This window comes from Acetobacter malorum (assembly GCF_002153605.1).
Classification (GTDB): Bacteria; Pseudomonadota; Alphaproteobacteria; order Acetobacterales; family Acetobacteraceae; genus Acetobacter; species Acetobacter malorum_A.
The window spans coordinates 1-21032 of sequence record NZ_JOPG01000016.1 but is presented as its reverse complement, the minus strand read 5'-3'; the positions used below and the strand labels follow the sequence as shown (position 1 = coordinate 21032).

22 protein-coding genes, 1 tRNA gene and 1 riboswitch are annotated in these 21032 nt (G+C 57.9%); of the genes, 10 read left to right on the top strand and 13 right to left on the bottom strand.

Features of this window, described 5'->3' with window-relative positions; translation table 11 throughout:
* The first annotated feature begins 3 nt into the window (after positions 1–3).
* Entirely contained in the window at positions 4–810 is an 807-nt protein-coding gene (locus HK23_RS07540; RefSeq protein ID WP_086653496.1) for a cobalt-precorrin-6A reductase, read from the top strand.
* Here HK23_RS07540 and cobJ read toward each other — a convergent pair.
* From cobJ to cobG, 4 genes are read right to left on the bottom strand one after another with little or no spacing between them, the layout of a single operon-like run.
* The gene (cobJ, locus tag HK23_RS07535; protein WP_086653495.1) at positions 780–1538 is read right to left on the bottom strand and encodes a precorrin-3B C(17)-methyltransferase; all 759 of its coding nucleotides are present in this window, start codon (positions 1536–1538) and stop codon (positions 780–782) included. The genes HK23_RS07540 and cobJ overlap by 31 nt on opposite strands.
* Positions 1535–2260: a precorrin-2 C(20)-methyltransferase gene (locus HK23_RS07530; RefSeq protein WP_086653494.1), complete on the bottom strand. Its 726-nt coding sequence runs from the start codon at positions 2258–2260 to the stop codon at positions 1535–1537. Before HK23_RS07530 ends, cobJ begins: the two co-directional genes overlap by 4 nt.
* Positions 2260–2889, bottom strand: a complete 630-nt coding sequence (locus HK23_RS07525; protein ID WP_086653493.1) for a precorrin-8X methylmutase — start codon at positions 2887–2889, stop codon at positions 2260–2262. Before HK23_RS07525 ends, HK23_RS07530 begins: the two co-directional genes overlap by 1 nt.
* Positions 2890–2891: 2 nt before the next feature.
* Positions 2892–4124, bottom strand: coding sequence for a precorrin-3B synthase (gene cobG, locus HK23_RS07520; protein WP_086653492.1), 1233 nt, complete (start codon positions 4122–4124; stop codon positions 2892–2894).
* A 128-nt stretch (positions 4125–4252) separates the two neighbouring features.
* A riboswitch (cobalamin riboswitch) is annotated at positions 4253–4497 on the bottom strand.
* A 121-nt stretch (positions 4498–4618) separates the two neighbouring features.
* Between cobG and HK23_RS07515 the strand changes: the two genes are divergently transcribed.
* The 3 genes from HK23_RS07515 to HK23_RS07505 all read left to right on the top strand — a co-directional run bounded on the left by HK23_RS07515 (position 4619) and on the right by HK23_RS07505 (position 6989).
* Positions 4619–5674, top strand: coding sequence for an aldo/keto reductase (locus tag HK23_RS07515; protein WP_086653491.1), 1056 nt, complete (start codon positions 4619–4621; stop codon positions 5672–5674).
* A gap of 95 nt (positions 5675–5769) precedes the next feature.
* On the top strand, positions 5770–6609 hold the full coding sequence (panC, locus tag HK23_RS07510; protein ID WP_086653490.1) for a pantoate--beta-alanine ligase: 840 nt from the start codon (positions 5770–5772) through the stop codon (positions 6607–6609).
* 29 nt (positions 6610–6638) lie between these two features.
* Positions 6639–6989 (top strand): RidA family protein, encoded by a 351-nt coding sequence (locus HK23_RS07505; RefSeq protein WP_063908466.1) that lies wholly within the window; start codon positions 6639–6641, stop codon positions 6987–6989.
* 182 nt (positions 6990–7171) lie between these two features.
* On the opposite strand, the gene HK23_RS07500 is transcribed toward HK23_RS07505, so the two are convergent.
* Positions 7172–7247: transfer RNA gene (locus HK23_RS07500), tRNA-Asn, on the bottom strand.
* 121 nt (positions 7248–7368) lie between these two features.
* On the opposite strand from HK23_RS07500, the gene HK23_RS07495 reads away from it, so the two are divergent.
* On the top strand, positions 7369–8415 hold the full coding sequence (locus HK23_RS07495; RefSeq protein ID WP_086653489.1) for an ABC transporter substrate-binding protein: 1047 nt from the start codon (positions 7369–7371) through the stop codon (positions 8413–8415).
* Between the two features lie 4 nt (positions 8416–8419).
* Here the strand turns inward: HK23_RS07495 and HK23_RS07490 are convergent, their stop codons facing one another.
* Positions 8420–9334, bottom strand: coding sequence for a DMT family transporter (locus HK23_RS07490; RefSeq protein ID WP_086653488.1), 915 nt, complete (start codon positions 9332–9334; stop codon positions 8420–8422).
* Positions 9335–9360: 26 nt separating this feature from the next.
* Here HK23_RS07490 and HK23_RS07485 point away from each other — a divergent pair, with 26 nt between their 5' ends.
* Positions 9361–9918 carry a helix-turn-helix domain-containing protein gene (locus HK23_RS07485; protein WP_218777699.1) on the top strand — a complete coding sequence of 186 codons (558 nt, stop codon included), beginning with the start codon at positions 9361–9363 and terminating at the stop codon, positions 9916–9918.
* A gap of 17 nt (positions 9919–9935) precedes the next feature.
* Here the strand turns inward: HK23_RS07485 and HK23_RS07480 are convergent, their stop codons facing one another.
* The 3 genes from HK23_RS07480 to gluQRS all read right to left on the bottom strand — a co-directional run bounded on the left by HK23_RS07480 (position 9936) and on the right by gluQRS (position 13428).
* Positions 9936–11141: a pyridoxal phosphate-dependent aminotransferase gene (locus tag HK23_RS07480; protein ID WP_086653486.1), complete on the bottom strand. Its 1206-nt coding sequence runs from the start codon at positions 11139–11141 to the stop codon at positions 9936–9938.
* Between the two features lie 4 nt (positions 11142–11145).
* Entirely contained in the window at positions 11146–12348 is a 1203-nt protein-coding gene (locus HK23_RS07475) for a pyridoxal phosphate-dependent aminotransferase (RefSeq protein WP_086653485.1), read from the bottom strand.
* A 195-nt stretch (positions 12349–12543) separates the two neighbouring features.
* Positions 12544–13428, bottom strand: coding sequence for a tRNA glutamyl-Q(34) synthetase GluQRS (gene gluQRS, locus HK23_RS07470; protein WP_086653484.1), 885 nt, complete (start codon positions 13426–13428; stop codon positions 12544–12546).
* A gap of 217 nt (positions 13429–13645) precedes the next feature.
* Here gluQRS and HK23_RS07465 point away from each other — a divergent pair, with 217 nt between their 5' ends.
* Positions 13646–14209, top strand: coding sequence for an HNH endonuclease (locus HK23_RS07465; protein ID WP_043553596.1), 564 nt, complete (start codon positions 13646–13648; stop codon positions 14207–14209).
* A gap of 6 nt (positions 14210–14215) precedes the next feature.
* Here HK23_RS07465 and HK23_RS07460 read toward each other — a convergent pair whose 3' ends face one another.
* Both HK23_RS07460 and HK23_RS07455 read right to left on the bottom strand, forming a co-directional pair.
* A complete protein-coding gene (locus tag HK23_RS07460) occupies positions 14216–14482 on the bottom strand; it encodes a hypothetical protein (RefSeq protein WP_063908529.1) in 267 nt (88 codons plus the stop codon).
* 183 nt (positions 14483–14665) lie between these two features.
* Positions 14666–14878, bottom strand: a complete 213-nt coding sequence (locus tag HK23_RS07455) for a heavy-metal-associated domain-containing protein (protein WP_063908460.1) — start codon at positions 14876–14878, stop codon at positions 14666–14668.
* Positions 14879–15079: 201 nt separating this feature from the next.
* Here HK23_RS07455 and HK23_RS07450 point away from each other — a divergent pair, with 201 nt between their 5' ends.
* Entirely contained in the window at positions 15080–15745 is a 666-nt protein-coding gene (locus tag HK23_RS07450; protein ID WP_086653483.1) for a hypothetical protein, read from the top strand.
* A gap of 54 nt (positions 15746–15799) precedes the next feature.
* Here the strand turns inward: HK23_RS07450 and hpnR are convergent, their stop codons facing one another.
* Positions 15800–17356 (bottom strand): hopanoid C-3 methylase HpnR, encoded by a 1557-nt coding sequence (gene hpnR / locus HK23_RS07445; RefSeq protein ID WP_063908459.1) that lies wholly within the window; start codon positions 17354–17356, stop codon positions 15800–15802.
* Positions 17357–17793: 437 nt separating this feature from the next.
* Positions 17794–18216 carry a nucleoside-diphosphate kinase gene (ndk, locus tag HK23_RS07440; protein ID WP_043553592.1) on the bottom strand — a complete coding sequence of 141 codons (423 nt, stop codon included), beginning with the start codon at positions 18214–18216 and terminating at the stop codon, positions 17794–17796.
* Between the two features lie 133 nt (positions 18217–18349).
* Here ndk and HK23_RS07435 point away from each other — a divergent pair, with 133 nt between their 5' ends.
* Entirely contained in the window at positions 18350–20242 is a 1893-nt protein-coding gene (locus HK23_RS07435) for an ABC-F family ATP-binding cassette domain-containing protein (RefSeq protein WP_086653482.1), read from the top strand.
* Positions 20243–20600: 358 nt separating this feature from the next.
* The coding region (locus HK23_RS14295; protein WP_143217512.1) for a hypothetical protein at positions 20601–21032 on the top strand (432 nt) is incomplete at its 3' end.

Sequence of the window (21032 nt, the reverse complement as noted above, 5' to 3'; positions counted from 1 at the left end):
GCCATGCCCTTTTCTGCCGCCTCTGCCCCCGTGCCTGTATTGATTCTGGGTGGCACGACGGAAGCCTCCGGCCTGTGCCGGCTGCTGGAACACCACCCTGCTTTTGCCCCCACCCTCTCGCTGGCTGGCGTGACTAAAAATCCGCATCTTCCCAATATCGCCGTCAGGATTGGCGGGTTTGGCGGTGTGGAAGGGCTGAAAGACTGGCTGAAACAGCGTGCTATTCAGGCTGTGATTGACGCCACCCATCCCTTTGCAGCCACTATGAGCCAGCATGCGGCCGCAGCGTGCGCGGAACTGGCGCTCCCGGTGCTGCGGCTGGAACGCCCGGCGTGGTTGCCTACGCCGCAAGACCATTGGTACAGCGTGCCCAACCTGACCGCCGCTGCCAGCCTTCTGGCTGACCCTGCGGGTTTTGGCCAGCGCCCCTTGCGGGTTTTTCTGACAACCGGACGTAAGGAGGTCGCGCCATTCTGCGCCGCCCCGCAACATACTTATCTGCTGCGCTCTATTGATGCACCAGATCCGGCAAGTCTGCCCCCACACACCACATGCCTGTGCGCGCGGGGACCGTTTGATTACGCGGCAGAACTGGCCGTGATGCAGGCGCATCATATTGATATTCTGGTCACTAAAAATTCTGGTGGAAACGCGACCTTTCCAAAACTGGAAGCGGCCCGCTCCCTGCATTGCCCGGTCATTATGATCGAGCGCCCGCCTCACCCCGCCTGCACGCGCGTAGACACGCCTGAAGAGGCTATGGCGTGGCTGCAAACGCATCAGACTGCTTCCACCTTGCGCGACGTATAAAACCACACGCTCCCGTCCGGGCGGGGGATCAGACGACTGGCCACACAGCCAATCAGCACCAGCGTGCTCATATCCGCCCATGTGGCATCCGCTTGCGCCAGAGTGGAGAGACGCACAGCTTCATCTTCCCGCCCGATAGCCCGTGCGAACGCTACGGGGATTGATCCGGGCAGGCATCCGCGCAAATGGTCCAGAGCCTCGCCCAACTGGGTCGGGCGCGCTTTGGAGCGCGGATTATACAGGGCAATCACAAACCCGGCCTCTGCGGCCAGAGCCAGCCTGCGCAAAACAACTGACCATGGCTTAAGGTTATCGGAAAGCGACATTACGCAAAAATCGCCCCCCAACGGTGCCCCCAGCCGTGCCGCTGCGGCCAGAACAGCGCTGACGCCGGGAACAACCGTGATCTCAAGCGCGCGCCATTCCTGCGGCCCGTGGTCCACGGCCTCAAACACGGCGCTAGCCATACCGAACACGCCTGCATCGCCACCGGACACAACAGCAACATGCCGTCCCTGTATGGCCATTTCCAGCGCATGACGGGCGCGCTCCAGTTCGACCCGGTTATCGGAGCTGTGCCGCACAACGGATGCCGGTGCCTCAACCCGCTGCACATACGGACCATAACCAACCAGATCCGTCGCCCGACTGAGCGCCTGATCGGCCTGCGGCGTACGCTGGAGCACGTTACCGGGCCCTAACCCGATAATGGTGACAGACCCTGTCATCGCACACCCTTTCTGCCGGGCACCAACGCCAGAGAAAAATAGGGCGCAGGCCCCTCCTGCTCCACCAGTGGCAAACACCGCGCCTCCGGCTGTGTGCCACGCTCCACGTAAACGGCGTCTGGCAAACGCCCTGCCTGTGACAGCGCCTTACGCAATTTTGGCATATTGCGGCCAATCTTCATCACCACAGCGGCATCAGCTTTTTCCAGCCAGTGCGCCAGATCCTCCTCCGGCATGGTCGCGGGCAGCACGCACAACACATCATCCCCATGCGTCATAGGGCGCGCCGCCTGTGACCAGCACCCGCTCATGGCGGAAATGCCCGGCACGACCTGCGTTGCAAAGCGGCTGCGCAGGCGGTCAAACAAATACATGGACGAGCCATACAGAAAGGGGTCACCTTCACAGAGCAGAGCCACATCCTTCCCCTGCTCCAGAACCACAGCCAGATCCTGCGCGCAGCGATCATAAAACGCGTTCATATTCTTATGATACGCTGGATCTTTAACCGAAAGTTCCGTTGTAAACGGATAAGCCAGCCGTATTTCCTGCGTCGTTGGGGCAATATGAGCCTGAGCAATGCGCCGGGCATGGCCCTGTGTGTCATGCCGACAGAAATACGCTACTACCGGCGCGGCTTGCAGAACTTTGACTGCGCGCAACGTCATCAGGTCCGGGTCACCCGGCCCAACGCCCACCACATGCAATGTGCCGTGCGCCATCACTCAGCCTCACTTGCCAATGCGTTCACAGCCGCTGCGGCCATGGCGCTGCCTCCCAGCCGCCCATGCACAACCAGCCAGGGCACATCATGCCTTTTTGCAAGGGCCTCTTTAGATTCCGCTGCCCCCACAAAGCCAACCGGCAACCCGATTATAGCCGCAGGCTTCGGTGCGCCAGCATCAAGCAGTTCCAGCAAATGGAACAGCGCTGTGGGAGCATTGCCAATCGCGACCACGGCCCCACCCAGTTTCTCTCCCCACAAATCCAGCGCCGCCGCGGAGCGCGTGTTGCCAATCTCCTTAGCCAGTTCCGGTGTGCGGGGATCACGCAAAGTGCAGACCACCGCATTGTCCGCAGGCAGACGGGCGCGTGTAACGCCATGCGCAACCATTTCAGAATCACAGAGAATGGCACAGGATTTTTTAAGGGATGCTCTGGCTGAAGAGACGAAATCCGCCGTCATCGCCACAGACTGCGCGACCTCCACCATGCCGCACGCATGAATAATCCGCACGACAACCTGCGCCTGCTCCGGTGAAAATCCGCTCAGATCCGCTTCTGCCCGAATGGTGGCAAAGGAGCGTTTATAAATAGCGGCTCCATCCCGAATATAGTCATAAGCCTGCATACTTAAACGTCTCCTTTCGGCAGAGCCTGCAAAAAGGCTCTGACATCCTCATTTTTTGGCAGAATACGGCTCGGTTCATCACTGGCCCTGCCATGCAGCACCACACCATAGCCCTCGGCTCCAGCAACAAGTGTGACCGTTGCAGCACGCGGATGCGCGCAGCCCTTGCGGCAGCCCGATACATGCATGTCTGCTGTATCGGGGAGAAACTGCGCGAGAGCTAACGCATCACGCCCCACATCACCCGCAGCCTGTGCGCATCCCGGCGCGCCAATACAGGCGTAAACATGCAGGCGCGCGTCGTCAGGGTCCGTAATCATTCCGGAAATTTCAGGATTTTTTTTCAGTCCGTGAAAAATCAATCCTGACCACGGCGTCATCCGCAGCATACCATCCCCTTCCTGCGCAACCTGTGCGCAGGCACGGAGCGTTGCTGCCGTCAGACGCCCTAGCGGCGCTACCGCTGCATAAATGGAGCCTGTGAGATGACCCGCCAGCGTGCCGGGCCGATTTCCGCCTTGCATTGCCACCACAGGGGCAGGCCCGCACGTCAGTCCTATTGCAGCAAACAGAGATTGTCCTACAGAAGGCATTCGAAGCGGCCTGTGCGTTTCACCCCGTTTTACAAAAGCTGCTGCCAGAGCAAGCGCTGTCTGCACAGTGTCCTGCACGCTCTGCGGCTCTGAGCAGCAGCTCCCACACACGACCCGCCAGGCAGCTTGTGCTGAGGCCGGACCATCCACAGCCTGTACCATAATATCAGCGAGCAGAGAGCCTGTCGGGAAAAACCCTCCACCGTCGACGCAAAAGCCAAATTTATCAGGCAGAGCAGAAAGAGACGATTGGTCTATCAGACCGCTCCGCAGGGTCTCAGCGCACAGCAACGTCTCTGCGGCACAGGCAGGGTCTATACCGGCCAGAGGAGAAACCTGAAGAGCCAGACGGCGCTCGGCCTCCGGGTCAGCCTGCCCCAGACCTGCCGCGATCATACGGTGCGGAAAAGCCTGCGCTGCCTCCAGACTAAACCCGCGCAGTTGCACGTTCCCTCGGTTTGTCAGGCTGATCTGCCCATTGCCGTCCTGCTCCGCAACATCTGCCAGAAGATGAGCCTGCGCTGCGGTCATCCGGCCCAGAGGCGGACGCACACGCACCAGCCAGCCGTCCGCTGCCTGCATGGGCGCAAACAGGCCGGGACACCATCCTTTGACCACAGGTGCAGAAAACGCGGCCGACATGAACACCCTTCAGGCAACACACCGCACAAAGCAGCATGGGGGTGCAGTTCTGAGGCCGACCGGACAAGCCAGACGGTAACGCGCACGTCAACGCGCCATCACGCACCGGACACCCCGCCGGACATGACACTCCAGAAAATCAGATGGCAGGTCTCCTGGCTGATGACACAAAACCACCGGTATTCCGGCGGCTTTCGCTTGTTCCATACCTTCCCGGATAAATCTCCAGTGGCAAAGCACTCAGCGGCAGAGTGCTGAAACACGCCTGATGTCACATACAGTTGCGGGGGCAGCGACGGCCAAGAAACAGCGGAGTTCTCACCGTACTTCCCTTTTTCATCCCAAAGCGGGAACCATCGCGTCCTGTTAAGCAGGCTCTCCGGGAGATGTCAAAACACTGTGTACGCAGCCCTGCACTCTTGAAAGAAAGGCCCTGTGCCGCCAGCTCTCAAAGGGCTTACGCCCCACCTGCCACACGCACGGAGAACAGAATGATGCAGTATCGCCAGCTCGGTCGATCCGGCCTGCGTATTTCCGCCTTTACCCTTGGCACCATGACATTCGGCGGCAAAGGCGCTTTTGCCAAGACCGGCAATACCGATACAGCCGGGGCTCGCCGCCTGATTGATCTGTGTCTGGATGCCGGCATCAACATGTTTGACACAGCAGACGTGTATTCCTCCGGAGAGTCTGAAACCATTCTGGGAGAAGCGCTCAAAGGCCGCGCACAGGAAACTCTGGTGACCACCAAGGCCCGCTTCCGCATGCAGGACGGTCCGAATGGAGAAGGCTCCTCCCGCCTGCATCTGATTGCCGCGTGTGAAGCCAGCCTGAAGCGTCTGGGCCGTGACCATATCGACCTGTATTATCTGCATGAGTGGGACGGCCTGACCCCGCTGGATGAAACGCTGGAAGCGTTGGATACCCTCACCCGTGCTGGCAAAATCCGCTATGCGGGCGTTTCCAATTTCTCCGGCTGGCAGCTGATGAAGGCGCTTTCGGTCGCCGAGCGGAACAGGCTGATTGCCCCGGTCTCCCAGCAGATTTACTATTCTCTGCAAGCGCGGGATGCGGAATATGAACTGTTACCCGCCGCCGTTAATCAGGGCATTGGCGTGCAGGTCTGGAGCCCGCTGGCGGGTGGCCTGCTATCTGGAAAATATCGCCGCAACAAACCAACGCCACAAGGCCGCCAGCTTGAAGATTTTGGCGAACCCCCGGTGCATGACAAGGAAAAGCTGTTCGACATTGTCGAAGTGCTGATTGCTGTTGGGGAAGAACATGGCGTTTCCGCAGCCCAGATCGCGCTGGCATGGACCATGCACCGCCCGGCCATTACGTCCGTCATTATCGGCGCCCGCACGGAAGAGCAGCTGAAAGACAACCTGAAAGCAGCCGAACTGGTGCTGTCGGAAGACCAGTTGAACCGCCTGAACCAGGCCAGCCTGCCGCCCCTGCTCTATCCTTACTGGCATCAGGCCAGCACGGCCGCCAGCCGGCTGAGCGCGGCGGACCGGGTGCTGCTGGAACCGTTCCTGAAAACACAGTAAGACGGGCGCAGGCCGGACGGCCGCCCGCTCGGTTTTCTCGTGCACAAACTGTGCGGGCGGTTGTCCTTCCCTTTTATCGCAAACCGGGATGCGTCATGAAGCTTGTGAGAACCAGACACGAACTGGCCGAAATTGTCACGCAGTGGCACCATGAGGGTGAAACAATCGGGCTGGTGCCCACCATGGGGTCTTTGCACGAAGGCCATCTGACCCTGGTGCGCGCGCTGGATGGCAAAGCCACCCGGCGGATTGTGACGATTTTCGTCAACCCGATCCAGTTCAACAACCCGGATGATTTCCAGCTTTACCCACGCGGTCTGGAGGCAGACGAAGCCCTTCTGGCAGAAACCGGTGTGGTGGATGTTCTATATGCCCCGGATGAAACACAGATTTACCCACCCGGCTTTTGCACCCGCATCAGCGTGTCCGGGCCAGACCGGATGCTGTGCGGCGGAGACCGACCCGGCCATTTTGATGGCGTTGCAACAGTTGTTACCAAGCTGTTCATGCAAACCCGTGCGGACATCGCAGCTTTTGGGGAAAAAGATTTCCAGCAGCTCTGCATTATTCGTCGGGTTGTGACAGATCTGGATCTGCCCATCACGATTCTGCCCGTTCCCACCGTGCGGGAAGCAGACCATCTGGCTTTATCCTCCCGCAACAAACGCCTCACCCCGGCCCAGCGTGAACAAGCCAGCCATCTGCCAAAAGCTCTGATGGCGTGCCTTGCAGCCCTGAAGGCCGGACAGCCCATTACCGCCACTCTGGAACACTGTACGCAAACGCTTAAAGACGCTGGCTTTAGCGTGCATTATCTGGACCTGCGCTCTGAAAAATCACTTGGCTCAGTTGAAAAGGCCGAGGCCGGTGCACGGCTGTTTGTGGCCGCCAGTCTGGGCGATGTCCGGCTGATTGATAACATGCCAGTTGCCTGAAACTGCTGACACACCACAAGGAAAAACCCATGACCATTACACGCCTTGACCCCGAAGAACGCCTGACAGGCGCAGTGATTTATAACGGACTGGTGCATCTGGCCGGTCAGGTCGCAGATGATGCTTCTCTGGATGCAGAAGGCCAGATGGCCGACATTCTGCGGCAGGTTGATGCCCTGCTGGCCAAGGCCGGCACAGATAAAAGCCGGCTGCTCTCCGTGCAGATTTTTCTGGCAGATATGACTGATATGGCAGGCATGAACCGGGCATGGGATGCCTGGCTGGACCGTGACAACAAACCCGCCCGCGCCACAGTGGAAGCCAAACTCGCCAACCCGGACTGGCGCGTGGAACTGACCGGCATCGCCGCTCTGCGCTAAAGCTAACAAAAAGGCTGCTTTCCTCCCGTTTGATACGGAAAAGAGCAGCCTTATTCTGCCTCCGGTAAGATCAGCCAGAACGCGTCACGCAGGGATAGGGCAACAAAGCCATCAACGCAAACCGCATAGCAAAAGCCACGGCTTAAAGCGTTAAACATTATTTTGAATTTTAGGAAAAAGGCTGGCTCCCGAAGTAGGACTCGAACCTACGACCCAGCGATTAACAGTCGCTTGCTCTACCAACTGAGCTATTCGGGATCAGCGAGGCATCGTATAACCGTGATCCGGGGGTGCCGTAAACCCCCTTTTTTCATTTTTTTTGTGTTCCATGTTTTTATGAGCAGACGACGCTGAAAACCCCTCATGGTAAGAAAGAAGCATGAGCGCACAAGGACCTTCCTCCGACCCGGCCTTCCGCCGCCGAATTGTTCTGACCAGCCTTGCCGGGCTGGCCGTAGCGGGAGCCGTGGGAGCGTTTGAACACCATGCGCACAACCGCCCGCCACGCAAGCAGCCGGACGGCCAGTACCGCAAGCTCAGGCTGATCTGGCCGCACTCGGACACCGCCCCCGTGCTGGCCGTGGCGTATCAGAAAGGTTTTTTTGCCCGCTACAGTCTGGATGTGGAAAGCGTTTCCACCCCGCAAAACGGGAATGACACGCTGGATGCACTGGCCGCAGGCAAAGCAGAGTATGCCGTCGCTCCGGCGCTAACCTGGCTGCCCCGCCTGTATGGCGGCCTGCCAGCCAGCCTTATCCTGGGTATTCAGCCCGGCACGTTTCGCCTGCTGGTGCGGCGGGGCGCAAACATCACCCGGCTGGACCAGCTTGTGGGCCGCACAGTGGCCATGCCGGATAAAAATGCTGCGGATAAATTTTTCTTCGCCATCATGATGCGCCGCAAGGGCATTAACGCCATGGGCGGCATTACATGGACCGATATGCCCGCAGACCAGATGGTTGACTCTGCCCGCGCCCGTAGCATTGATGCCGTCGTAGCGCATGACCCGGTGGCCTGGCAGTTGCTGAATGGGCATGCTGACCTGTTTTCTGAGCTGGTTGGCAGCAACACAGGCCATTATGCGGACCGCACCAGCCTGATCCTTGGGGCAGCAAAAACAGCACTGGATGCAGACCCGGATGCAGCAACTGCCCTGACCCTTGCTCTGCGCGATGCTGCACGGTGGGCTAACCAGCACCGGGATGAAGCCGCCACACTGGTCGCCGATGACTCCGCAGACTTCAGCACCGACGCCATGCGCGCCATGCTGCGTCATCAACCTGCCATCACGCCGGTCACGGGCCATGCGCTACGCGACCAGATGGCCCAGTATTGTGATGAATTACAGCTGATCGGATTGCTGCCGGATACAGAAGCCGCCTCCGCTATTGCCCGGCGCTCGACCCGCAATGTGCTGAATGGCTGAGACTTCAGGACAGGTCAGGATTTTTCCTGCGGCGCGGTAGCCGGATTTCACTGGCCAGAACCCCCAGCACAATCAGCCCGGCTCCTGCCATAGCGAGTGGCGGCAGACGTTCCCCTGCAATACGCCCCACAAGCCCGGCCCAGACCGGCTCACCTGCGTAAATGACCGTCGCCCGCGTTGCGGAAATGGTTTTTTGCGCCCAGTTCATGGCGAACTGAATGACTGCGCTCATTACCCCCAGCCCGACGCCAGACGCGACCCACACCCACGAGAAAGCCGGAATATGCTCCCCTGCCACCGGCATAAAGGCCAGCGCCAGAATGCCCGCCACCAGCAACTGCACAATGGTGACGCGTCGACTATCCACCCGCAGCGCGTACCGGCTGATCAGAATGATTTCGCCTGCTATGGAGACAGCCCCCAATAAGGTCGCGATCTCACCGGGGCTGAAGCTCAGGCCGCTGGCGGCGTCGGGCCCGGTCAGGCAGATAAGGCCGACAAAGGCGATCAGAACACCAACCCAACTCATCATGTGCGGCCTGCGCTTAAGCACGGCCCACTGCAAAAACGGCACCATCGGCACGTATAAAGCCGTGATAAATGCGGACTGACTGCTGGAAATGGTTTTCAGGCCCAGCGTCTGGAACGTGTAACCCAGAAAAACGCCAACCCCGATCGTGCACCCGGCCTTCAATTCATACCGCGTCATCCCGGCCAGCGATTTGCGGAACAACAACAGGGACATCAGGCCTGCCGTAATAAACCGCACCCCGACAAAAAACAGCGGCCCTGTGTGTTCCATGGTATGGTGGATGATCAGGAAGGTTGCCCCCCACAGCATGGTGATCAGGACAAGTATGATTTCCTGTTTCGACAGGAACTTGACGTGAGAGCCAGAGGCGGGTGGAGTCTTGATCATAGTTAGCAGCGTATATGGGCACTATAATGCACAATCAACCCCCACGATCCGATGTTTTAAAATATGTGGGGACAAATTTGCGTCGCCTGCGCAAAGACGCCGGCCTTAGTCAGGAAGCTCTGGCCAATGCGTCCGGTATCAGTCGCCGTATGATTGTGAGTCTGGAAGCCGGAACTGCCAATATCAGTCTGGGCAGTCTCGACCGGCTGGCAGAAGCACTGGACACAACCTTTCTCAAACTGGTGAGCAACCCTGATCGCGAATTACGCCGCATTGAGGAAGTGATGTGGCGTGGCAAAACCCCCTCCAGCAAAGCCACGCTGCTTGGGGCAGCTCCGGCCCGGCAGGATACGCAGCTCTGGCTGTGGTCACTCGCTCCAGGAGAACGCTACATAGCGGAACCCGACCCGGAAGGCTGGCATGAAATGATTTTTGTGCTGGAAGGCACACTCACCATTGAGTTCGATACAGAAACTCAGCTTGTGAACGTGAACGATTTCACAATTTACAATAGTGCCCAGAATTATGCCTATCTGAACGCTGGCAAGAAAGCCGTGCGCTTCCTGCGCACGGTTTCATCCTGACGTAAAACGCGACCAGTTTAGCGCAGATTGCTGACAAAGCGCTCCAGACGCTGGCAGGCTTCCATCAGATCAGCATCACCCGTCGCACAGGACAGGCGCAGGTAAGGCGACTGCCCGAACGCGCTGCCCGGCACGGCGGCAACGTATTCTTCTTCCAGAAGAGCCAGCGCAAAATCATGATCTGTTTCCAGTCGGGCACCGCCCGCGCTGGTTTGCCCCAGACATCCGGCCACACCAGGATACGCATAAAATGCGCCCTCCGGCATGGCGCAGGTCAGACCGGGAATACGGCGCAGCGCATCCACCACCATCTGCCGGCGGCGGCCATAGGTTGCGGCCATTTCCTGCACCAGATCCGCCGGACCATCCAGTGCCGCAGCCGCAGCCGCCTGCGCAATGGTGCAAATGCCTGACGTGGCATTTCCCTGCACACTTCGCATGGCGGCAATCAGATCTTTCGGCCCGCCGGCAAAGCCAACGCGCCAGCCTGTCATGGCATAGGCTTTGGACACACCATTTAACGTAATGATGCGATCTTTCAGGTCTGGCGCGACAGCAGCCAGTGAGGCCGAACGCACGCCATCAAACACCAGATGCTCGTAAATCTCATCCGACAAAACCCAAAGATCAGGATATTGACGGACGATTTCAGCAATCGCCTCAAGCTCCTGCGCGGTCATCACCGCACCCGTCGGGTTATTGGGAAAGTTCAGCACGAGCCAGCGAGACTTTGGCGTCAGAGCCTCAGCCAGCGCCTCGGCTTTCAGCTTGAAGCCATCTTCTTCCCGGCACGGCACCGTAACCGGCACACCACCAAACATACGAGCAATCAGCGGATAGCTGACCCAATAGGGCGCAGGTACAACGACTTCATCACCGGAATTCAACGTCGCCATAAAGGCGTTGAAAATCACCTGCTTACCGCCATTGGAGACCATGATCTCGTCCGGCGCATAATCGAGCCCGTTTTCCCGCGTGAACTTACGGGCAACAGCGGCTTTTAAAGCAGGCGTACCGTCAACCGGCGGGTATTTGGTTTGCCCGGCCAGAGCCGCCGCATGGGCAGCTTCCACCACAGCAGGTGGCGTGGGGAAGTCCGGCTCCCCCAGCGCCAGAGAAATAACCGGCTTGCCTTCCGCCCGCAGCGCACGGGCACGACGTGCCATTTCAATAGTGGCAGGAGCAGGCAGCCCCTCCAGCCGACGGGCGAAAGACCGTGCCATACTCTTAAATCAGCCCTTTGCAGAAGCGCTGGATACGGGTGCAGGCTTCACGCAGGCTTTCCGTATCCGTGGCATAGGAAATGCGCATGTAATCCGGATACATGAAGGCCGAACCATGTACGGCGGCAACGCCTTCTTCTTCCAGCAGAGCCGTGACAAAATCCTCGTCGGTTTCCAGCTTGCGCCCACCGGGGGAGGTTTTACCAAGGCAGGCCTTCACGGAGGGGAACACGTAAAACGCCCCTTCCGGTTTGTCACACTGCAAGCCTTCGGCCTCGTTCAGCATGTCCACAACCAGATCCCGCCGCGCCTGATAGGTTTTGACCATCTCACCAATAAAATCCTGCGGGCCGGTCAGCGCTTCAACAGCCGCAGCCTGCGCGATGGAGCAGGTATTGGAGGTGGACTGGCCTTGCAGCTTGTTCATAGCTTTGGTCATTTCCACCGGCGCACCGGAGAAGCCAATGCGCCAGCCTGTCATGGCATAGGCTTTGGAGACCCCGTTCATGGTCACGGTGCGGGACCGCAGCAGCGGCTCCACTTCCACAAAGGTGGCCGGACGGAAGCCGTCATAGGTCAGTTTGGCGTAAATATCGTCCGTAAACACCCACACATGCGGATGGCGCAGCAGCACATCGCACAGCGGGCGCAGATCTTCTGCAGAGTAAGCGGCCCCCGTGGGGTTACAGGGAGAATTCAGAAAAACCCACTTGGTACGCGGGGTAATGGCAGCTTCCAGCTCTTCGGCTGTCAGTTTGAATCCATTTTCCCGCCGGCACGGCACAATCACCGGCACGCCTTCAGCCAGCGTCACGATATCCGGGTAAGACACCCAGCACGGGGCCGGGATAATCGCTTCATCGCCCGGATTGAGCGATGCCATCATGGCATTGTAGATGACCTGCTTGCCGCCGGTGGAGACAATGATTTCTTCCGGCGTGTAATCCAGACCGCTATCCAGCCGGAAGCGGTCTGCCACGGCTTTACGCAGCGCGGGCGTGCCTGCGACATCCGTGTAACGGGTCTGGCCGTCTTCAATCGCCTTCATGGCGGCGCGGGCAATATTGTCAGGCGTGCGGAAATCCGGCTCACCAGCCGAAAGGCTAATGATATTTCGCCCCTGCGCCTTAAGCTCACGCGCTTTGGTCGAAATAACAATCGTCTGGCTCGGGCTGATCCTGTTCAGACGGTCAGCAACAATGCTCATAATCCCAACACTTCCTGACACATTATGCCATCGGCCCCGCCTTGTTCTGCCGGAACAGAGCCTGATGGAGATAAAAAACCGGCAAGGGCCAACACACTAATGCGCTTCTGCCTCGGGCGGAACCGGCGAAACCGCGTCTGTCGTCAAATTTTATGAAAAATCATTTAAAAATGACTGGAGAAAATCTCAGACCGTTCATCCAAAAACACCGGGATAACCCGCAGCCTCTCTTACGTCTTCCGGTGTGAGGCCTGCCTCGCGCATGGCGCGAACAGCTTTAGCCCCATCCCGCTTGGAAAGACGCCGCCCCTCCGCATCGCACAACAACGGATGAAACAGATAAGCCGGTGCAGGCCAGCCCATAAGCGCCTGTATCAGCCGGTGCAGGTCCGTCGCGGGTCGCAGATCCTCCCCGCGCGTGACCAGCGTGACACCCTGTGCGGCATCATCATGCGTGACACACAGATGGTAAGAGGCGGGAACATCCCGTCTGGCCAGCACAACATCCCCAAACAGCTCCGGCTGGCAGTAAACCGTGCCGCGCTCGAGGTCTGTATAGGTCAAAGGCCAGACGGTTGGTGCAGACGCCCTGACCCGCTCCAGCGCCCGTACCATATCCAGCCGCAACACATGCGGCTTTCCTTCCGCAAGAGCGGCCGCCCGTTCTTCGACCGAAAGATGCCGGCAAGTGCCGGGGTAGCGCAGACTGCCATCGGGGGCGGCGTGCGGAGCGGACATCATGCCCGCAGACTCTCGCGCAATATCGGACCGGGTGCAGAAACACGGATACAGCATCCCCATCTGATCAAGCTGCTCCAGCGTGGCCCGATAGGCCGCCATATTGGCAGATTGATACAAGACTGGCCGGGCTGAGCGTAAGCCGAGCCAGTCCAGATCTTCCAGCAAGGCTGTGGCGTAACTGTCGCGGCAGCGTTGCGGGTCAATATCTTCCATTCTCACCAGCCAACTGCCGTGCGGCCCTGTATGCGTCCAGCCAGCCAGAGCAGATGCCACATGCCCCAGATGCAAAAAGCCGGTCGGGCTGGGAGCAAAACGGGTTACCCAGGAGGACTCCGTCATGAGGCACAACCAGAGAGAACAGCACGCATAAAACGCCCTCATAATGATAATAATACTGTTTTGTTAAATACTTAGGCCATTTCTTGCGGCAAACCAATCTATCTGCAATACTCACGACAACACTGATCTCGACGACGCACTTCTGACGGCGTTTTGTTACGAGTTTTTTACGCCAGCTCTGGAAGTTGCGCCCTCACCTGCACCAAGGAGGCGCGTCTTGGCTGACGGCAGTACGATAAATTTCCCTGCTCTGGTGTTGAATGCGGATTTTCGTCCGCTCTCCTACTTTCCACTCTCCTTGTGGTCCTGGCAGGATACCATCAAAGCGGTATGCCTCGACCGGGTTTCGGTGCTGAGTGAGTATGATGCCGAAGTGCATTCGCCCCATCAGACCTTCCGCCTCCCCAGCGTGATTGCGCTGAAGGACTATGTGCCGTCTGCCCGCAAACCAGCCTTTACCCGCTTTAATGTTTTCCTGCGGGACAATTTTTCCTGCCAGTATTGCGGGGACAAGCACCCCACGCAGGATCTGACGTTTGACCACGTCATCCCCCGCTGCAAAGGCGGCCGCACCACGTGGGAAAACGTCGTAACGGCCTGCGGTATCTGTAATCTGCGCAAAGGCCCGCATCTGCCCCACAGCATCAACATGCTGCCCCGGCAGCGCCCGGTACGCCCCACCTCATGGCAGTTGCAGGATAATGGCCGGGCTTTCCCACCCAATTACCTGCATGAAAGCTGGCGTGACTATTTGTACTGGGACACAGAGCTGGACAGCTAAGCGCCTTTATTTGGTGTAGCTGTAACCGTATTCATCCGCCTGCTTTTGCAGGTCCGGGGCATCTTTCAGGTTCAGCGGCAGCGGGTGCGCGTCTTTTTCGCCCAGAATAAAGTTGTGGTTGCTCATGCGCTGGCAGGTATTGGCCGCAAGCGGAAAACTGAGGAACATCGGACCTTTCATCTGATTTCTCAGGCAGGACACATCCGTATCCAGAAAAGGCTTACGGCCTATTTCAGAAGAACATCCGCCCAGCAGCGTAAGCCCGGTGAGCATAATTCCAAAGCCGATTGTCTTCTTGTTCCGTCTCACAACCACGCTGACCTTTTCCTCGCCACTCTGCGCCGGCATCCAAACGCCGGATAGGGCTGCCTACCCTGCCATGCCTTGCGATGTGCGCCTAGTATAAGGCTGGGCAAATCGCCCCCGTGCGAGCCGCATGACAGAGCCGGTTTTTCTTTACCCGACGTCGAAACCAGCCCCAAGAATGGCATTCTGCAAAGAAGACGTCCCTGCCCGTGCAGGATCATACACAATTTTCACCTCGCCCGTGGCAAGATTGACGTCCGTGCTTTCCACCCCATCCACAGCGGCCAGAGCCCGTTTTATGGCAGAAACACAGCCATCGCAGGTCATGCCTTCCACCATAAAGCTTGTTTCTGTGGTTGCCATTGTCGCGTTATCCCTTGTTGAAATCTCATCTTCTGGCTGATTTCTGCCAGAGCAGACGGCATTCTACTCCATCTACTCTCCTTGCCAAAAGCCCTCCTCCGGCAAAACGTATCTATGCCCTTCAGACAGGAAGAGAGTTCAGGAACGGTCTTTTGCCGCTGCCCTCTCGGCATCTTCCTCTGCGCAGAGTAAGATGCGCCCATGCCGGATATGCCTTCTCTTTCTGCCGCGTTGCAGTCTCAGCCTGAATACTGCTGGCGGGATACAGCCGTACACCGCCTGATGCTGACAGCCCTGCTGAACGAACTGGACGCCTCGCTCCTCAGCGCCTCCAGCGCCACCCGGACGCTGGAAGACTGGAGCCAGCGGCACCATCTGGCTCCTAACGCCACAGTACGCGCCATCTGCCAGCAAACGCCCCCGCGCCCGTGCCCGGCAGCATTACGAGAAGCGCTCCACCTCCCCGCAGAGGCCGCACCAGACACTCTGCGTTACAGACATGTCCGGCTAATGTGTGGGAATCTCACGCTCTCTGACGCAGAAAACTGGTACTTGCCCAGCCGCCTGACGGATGAGATGAACAAAGAGCTGGACACAACAGAAACCCCGTTCGGTCGCGTCACAGCCCCTCTGGCCTTCACGCGCCGCCTTGTGCTGGCCGAGCGCGTATGGTCGCCGCTGCCTTTAGGGTGGGAACTTGCTTCCCTGCCCGCAGGCTCAGGTCAGGCTCTGGCTTTTCCGCCTGTTCTGTTTCGGCATCATGCCGTGCTGTCCCGGCTGGATGGCACGCCCATCAGCGCGGTGATTGAGAGCTACACAGCCGGAGCTTTCTGCTTTCCGCCCCCGGCCATGCCGGACGCGTCCTAAACCCCCGTCCAATAAAAAAGCCTGAACCCACAAAACAGGTTCAGGCTTTAGCAATCAGCTATCAGCCGCGCAGGCGTCTTCGCTCATGCGGGTCTTATCAACAAACTGCTCTGTCGCATCGTCGAGCGCACGTGTCTTACGGCCACCCGGACCATGCACATACAGGTCTTTTCGATCTACAGAGTCCACCACATCCGGCTGAATGGGCATCAGATAACGGGCCTTGCGCATATGGTCGGCCAGCTGAAGTTTGGGGTTAAAGACGGAATTGAACTTCCAGAGCATTTTAAGGAAGTTTGTCTGCCCCTTCAGCAACAGGCGGCCTGCAATCCCGGCCGTATCTTTCAGCGCTTCCCAGCCCATATGTTTGGTGTTGAGCACCTGCTGGGTCTTCACCAGCTCTTCATAAAATTCCGGCAGCGGCAGTTTGGTGGGCAGCACAGCATGCTGAATATCAAACAGGCGGTAATCGCGCGTCGTCAGGCGGCGCGCTTCCTTGTGCCAGATTTCCGTGCCCGGATAGGGCGTGGTGACGGAAATATTGACGATTTCCGGAATCTCCAGACACCACTGCCGCACAGCCTCAAAACGACCACGATCCCAGTCCGGGTCGGCAATAATGTTAATGGCGACAATCAGCCCCAGAGAACGCGCGTAATCCAGCGCCTCAAAGTTCTTGTCCAGCGAGACACGCTTACGGAACTGCTTCAGCCCTTCTTCATCCACCGCTTCCATGCCGATGAAGATGTAGGAGAGGCCGATCTCACTCCAGACCTTGAACACTTCCTTGTTGCGCAGCAGCACGTCTGCCCGCGTTTCCAGATAGTATTCTTTCTTGATGCCGCGCTTTTTAATCTCATTGGCAATGGCCATGCCGTGCTCTTCGTGCACAAAGGCCACATCATCCACAATGAAGATGCCGGGCTCCTTAATCTCCTCCAGCTCGTCCGCAATCACGGTCGGGCTGGCGGTGCGGTAGGAGCGGCCATAGAACGTCCATGCCGAACAGAAGGTACAATCCCACGGGCAGCCACGCGCGAACTCAATAGAAGCTGCCGGGTCCAGCGTGCCGATAAAGTACTTGTTGCGGTGCCGCAGCAGGTCACGCGCCGGGCGGATATCGTTAAGCGATTCCACAAAGACCGGAGACGGCCCTTCCCCTGTCATGGTGACAACACCGGGAACGGTCAGCAGATCTTTCCCATCTTCCAGCGCGCGCAGCAGCAGCCCGATGGAGGCGTCGCCCTCCCCTTTGAGAATGCAGTTTACCGCCCCTTCGGACAGAGCCAGCACATCCCGCGCAATAAAGGAGACAGAGTGGCCGCCAATAAACTGGAAAATATCGGGGTAGCGCACCCGGGTAGCGCGGCACAGATCGATAATTTCCGGTACATTGGCCAGATAGTTACCGGAGAAGCAGACAACATCCGGCTTAAAGCTTTCCAGAAGCTCCCAGTAATCCTTATGGGTTTCAACCTGCAGATCAATAATCTGCACGTCATGCCCGGCATCCCGCGCAGCGCCTGCCACCAGCTCCAGCCCGAGCGGCTCCAGCCGGAGAAAAACCTTGGTATACATGAGGGCGCTGGGGTGAACCGCCAGGACTTTCATGACATTCCTTTCCTATACGGGCGACCACAAAAAGGCATGGCCTCTACCGGTTTGTCAGAATTTTCGAGTGTCAGATCATAAAGGATCAGCGGTCCACAACCTTGGTGCTGACAACCCACCACCCATGCGTGGAACAGATGTCTTCAGGCACGTTTTTGGACAGAAAATAAACCATAACTCTTTGTTATAGAATTATTTTTTTATCATTTCAGTTTCCGTTTAACCTGCTTTTTCAGGCTATCCGGTCTGCTCATAACTTTTATGTGCTTTACGCAGGTGTCATCTTTCGGGCGAACCCACACGCCCCATACACATCTGGCCCGTCCAGCTCCCAGAACGCTGTAACGCGCTCTGGGTTCCGGTCCGGGCCAGCGTGTCTCATGCCAGCACGCTCATGCCCTCAGGCAAAAAGCGCGCTGCTTACATGAAAGACCTTCTCAGGGAAGGATTTCGGTTTCCGCGAAGAAGAAGCGGATTTCATTGGCAGCGTTCTCGGCACTGTCGGAACCGTGCACGGAGTTAGCTTCAATGCTTTCAGCAAACTGAGCACGGATGGTGTGTGCTTCAGCTTTCTTCGGGTCCGTTGCACCCATGACGTCGCGGTTCTTGGCAACGGCGTTTTCGCCTTCCAGAACCTGCAGAACAACCGGGCCGGAGATCATGAAGGACACCAGATCGTTGTAGAACGGGCGTTCTTTATGCACAGCGTAGAACGCACCGGCCTGAGCCGGGGTCAGCTGCACGCGCTTCTGCGCCACAATCTTCAGGCCAGCGTCTTCAAACACGGCATTGATCTTGCCGGTCAGGTTACGACGGGTGGCGTCGGGCTTGATGATGGAAAGAGTACGTTCTGTCGCCATGTGCGGTCTCCTCATTCATAATCGGGCCGCACAATAACGCGGCCTTTCAGCCTGCTCCTCTAGAGCATATTCGCGCAGGCTGGTAGGTACTTCGCCTGATCAAAATAAGATTCCAGCCAGAACGAGACCCCCGTTGAGCCTTCTTGTCATTTCCGACCTTACTCTCCGCATTGCTGGCCGCACCCTTCTGGACCAGGCAGACCTCTCCATAGAACCCGGCCGCAAGGTGGGGCTTGTGGGGCGGAACGGGGCCGGAAAATCTACCCTGCTGGCCGCTATTGCGGGCGATATCGCGCCGGATGGCGGGGAAATCCGCCTCTCCTCCCGGGCCCGCATGGCGCGTGTCAAGCAGGAAGCCCCAGCCGACGGCGCCTCGCTGCTGGACACCGTTCTGGCAGGCGATACCGAGCGCACAGCCCTTCTGACCGAGGCTGACACGGCAACAGACCCGGCCCGTATTGCGGAAATTCATGAGCGTCTGCGCGCCATTCAGGCTGATAGCGCCCCGGCCCGCGCAGGCTCAGTGCTGGCTGGACTTGGCTTTAGTGCGGAGGCCCAGCGCCGCCCGGTGTCTGACTTTTCCGGCGGCTGGCGGATGCGTGTCTCCCTCGCCACAGCTCTGTTTCTAGAACCGGATCTGTTGCTGCTGGATGAGCCCACCAACCATCTGGATCTGGAAGCGACTCTCTGGCTGGAAGGCTGGCTGACTCGCTTTTCCGGAGCGGCGCTGATTGTCAGCCATGACCGTGGGCTGCTGGATTCGTGCGTGGATGCCATTGCCCATCTGGACAAAGGCAAGCTCAGCCTGACACCCGGCGGCTACGAAAATTTTGTCCGAATCCGTACCGAGCAGGCGTTGCAGCAGGCTCGCGCAGCCGAGCGAATCGCTGCCCAGCGCGCTCATATGCAATCCTTTGTGGACCGTTTCCGTGCGAAAGCGACCAAAGCTCGACAGGCGCAGGCCCGCCTGAAGGCTCTGGAAAAACTGCCGGTGATTGAAAGTGTGGTCGAAGACGCCCCAACCCGCTTTGCCTTCCCGGAGCCGGAACAGCTTGCCCCGCCGATGTTCACGGCCAATCGCGTTACCATCGGATATGGCACCACACCTATTCTCTCCAACCTGTCCTTCCGGCTGGATATGGAGGACAGAATTGCTCTGCTGGGCGCCAACGGAAACGGGAAATCCACCCTCGCCAAGCTGATTGCCGGTCGGCTGGAACCCATGTCCGGCTCGGTCGAGCGCAACTCCCGGTTGAAAATCGGCTATTTTGCCCAGCATCAGGCGGAAGAACTGGTACTGCACCAAACCCCGATTGACCACATGGAACGCGCGCTTCCCAAAGCTCTTCCTCCTGTGGTCCGGGCGCAACTGGCGCGGTTTGGTCTGGATGCGGATCGAGCGGAAACGCCTGTCAAAGACCTCTCCGGCGGTGAAAAAGCCCGCCTGCTTCTGGCCCTTGCCACGCGCGATGCCCCGCAACTGCTTATTCTGGACGAACCGACCAACCATCTGGATCTGGATGCGCGTGATGCGCTGGTTCGTGCGCTCTCGGAATTTGAAGGCGCCGTGCTGCTCATCAGCCATGATCCGCATCTGGTGGAAATGGTGGCAGACCGGCTGTGGCTGGTGGCGGACGGCAAAGTGACGCCGTTTGAAGGCGATATGGCGGATTATCGCCGGTGGCTGATTGAACAGAATCGTGCCACCAACCGCAGCACCAAGCAGGACACCTCCGCACAGGCCAGCCGCAAGGATGACCGGCGGGAACGCGCCGAAGCCCGCAAGGCTCAGGCTCCCCTCCGCAAAATTATTCGCGATGCAGAGGCCAAACTGGCCAAGCTGGCAACAGAACGCACAAAAATTGAAACCACTCTGGCCGACCCTGCACTTTATACAGACGGCAAGACCGATGAGGTCACCCGCCTGAACACGCGGCTCGCCGCCATTGGCAAGGAGCAGGCGGAACTGGAAGAACGCTGGCTGGAGGCAGAAGCAGAAATCGAAAGTGCCGCTACGGAAGACTGAGGATTGAGTCGCCTGATTTGATGAATTTCTTACAAAAATCTGGGCGAAAATTTGGGATAACTCTCGTGCAAAGCAGTGGTGATAAACGCGCTACAAAACTTCATGAAACCGTTTCGGATTCTGATATTTTTATAAATGGATAAGAACGACAACAATCTCAGAACTGAATGTCTATCGGGTCAGTAGTAATCTTCAATATGGTGGCATTTCGCCGACTGGGAAAATAAAGGATGGCAAAAAGCAGCTAGTCCTCTCCAATGATACCAAGCTGGAAGACTGGGAACTGTATCCAATTCATTTAAAAAAATTCACAACGAATGTAAATTTCATTCCTTATTACGCTGGCAACAACTTTGTTATGGATGAAACCGCAAAAGCCCTGTTGCAGCCTCTGATACAGGATTGTGGAGAGTTCCGGCCTGTCAAAGTAGGAGAGCGGCTGTATTGGTGGTTCAAATGCACCCTTGAATATGACTGCACGGTCAAGGGACAAATCGAGGGTGATATTGGACTTCCAGAATTTAATATGTGGTCCGATGTCAATCGTTGGGTTTTTGATCCCGTCAAATTGAAAAATGCCCCTGCTATTTTCTATCCTCATGAAAAACCAACATTCCTTTTTTGTACCGATGTCCTGAAAGATGTGGTCGAAGCATCCGGGCTGGTGGGACTGACATTCCAACACCTCTGGAATGAGACAACGGGTGGTGTGTGGGTTGAACGCCCCCCTGTTCTCGGCCCCATAGCAGCAAAACTGGGGAAAGAACTGGAGGACAAGTGGAAAAAGAAC

Bases quoted from the DNA above. Each gene is read 5' to 3' on its own strand.
- HK23_RS07540 (WP_086653496.1), top strand. From the start codon at position 4: ATGCCCTTTTCTGCCGCCTCTGCCCCCGTGCCTGTATTGATTCTGGGT.
- cobJ (WP_086653495.1), bottom strand. From the start codon at position 1,538: ATGACAGGGTCTGTCACCATTATCGGGTTAGGGCCCGGTAACGTGCTC.
- HK23_RS07530 (WP_086653494.1), bottom strand. From the start codon at position 2,260: ATGGCGCACGGCACATTGCATGTGGTGGGCGTTGGGCCGGGTGACCCG.
- HK23_RS07525 (WP_086653493.1), bottom strand. From the start codon at position 2,889: ATGCAGGCTTATGACTATATTCGGGATGGAGCCGCTATTTATAAACGC.
- cobG (WP_086653492.1), bottom strand. From the start codon at position 4,124: ATGTCGGCCGCGTTTTCTGCACCTGTGGTCAAAGGATGGTGTCCCGGC.
- HK23_RS07515 (WP_086653491.1), top strand. From the start codon at position 4,619: ATGCAGTATCGCCAGCTCGGTCGATCCGGCCTGCGTATTTCCGCCTTT.
- panC (WP_086653490.1), top strand. From the start codon at position 5,770: ATGAAGCTTGTGAGAACCAGACACGAACTGGCCGAAATTGTCACGCAG.
- HK23_RS07505 (WP_063908466.1), top strand. From the start codon at position 6,639: ATGACCATTACACGCCTTGACCCCGAAGAACGCCTGACAGGCGCAGTG.
- HK23_RS07495 (WP_086653489.1), top strand. From the start codon at position 7,369: ATGAGCGCACAAGGACCTTCCTCCGACCCGGCCTTCCGCCGCCGAATT.
- HK23_RS07490 (WP_086653488.1), bottom strand. From the start codon at position 9,334: ATGATCAAGACTCCACCCGCCTCTGGCTCTCACGTCAAGTTCCTGTCG.
- HK23_RS07485 (WP_218777699.1), top strand. From the start codon at position 9,361: ATGCACAATCAACCCCCACGATCCGATGTTTTAAAATATGTGGGGACA.
- HK23_RS07480 (WP_086653486.1), bottom strand. From the start codon at position 11,141: ATGGCACGGTCTTTCGCCCGTCGGCTGGAGGGGCTGCCTGCTCCTGCC.
- HK23_RS07475 (WP_086653485.1), bottom strand. From the start codon at position 12,348: ATGAGCATTGTTGCTGACCGTCTGAACAGGATCAGCCCGAGCCAGACG.
- gluQRS (WP_086653484.1), bottom strand. From the start codon at position 13,428: ATGACGGAGTCCTCCTGGGTAACCCGTTTTGCTCCCAGCCCGACCGGC.
- HK23_RS07460 (WP_063908529.1), bottom strand. From the start codon at position 14,482: ATGCTCACCGGGCTTACGCTGCTGGGCGGATGTTCTTCTGAAATAGGC.
- HK23_RS07455 (WP_063908460.1), bottom strand. From the start codon at position 14,878: ATGGCAACCACAGAAACAAGCTTTATGGTGGAAGGCATGACCTGCGAT.
- HK23_RS07450 (WP_086653483.1), top strand. From the start codon at position 15,080: ATGCCGGATATGCCTTCTCTTTCTGCCGCGTTGCAGTCTCAGCCTGAA.
- hpnR (WP_063908459.1), bottom strand. From the start codon at position 17,356: ATGAAAGTCCTGGCGGTTCACCCCAGCGCCCTCATGTATACCAAGGTT.
- ndk (WP_043553592.1), bottom strand. From the start codon at position 18,216: ATGGCGACAGAACGTACTCTTTCCATCATCAAGCCCGACGCCACCCGT.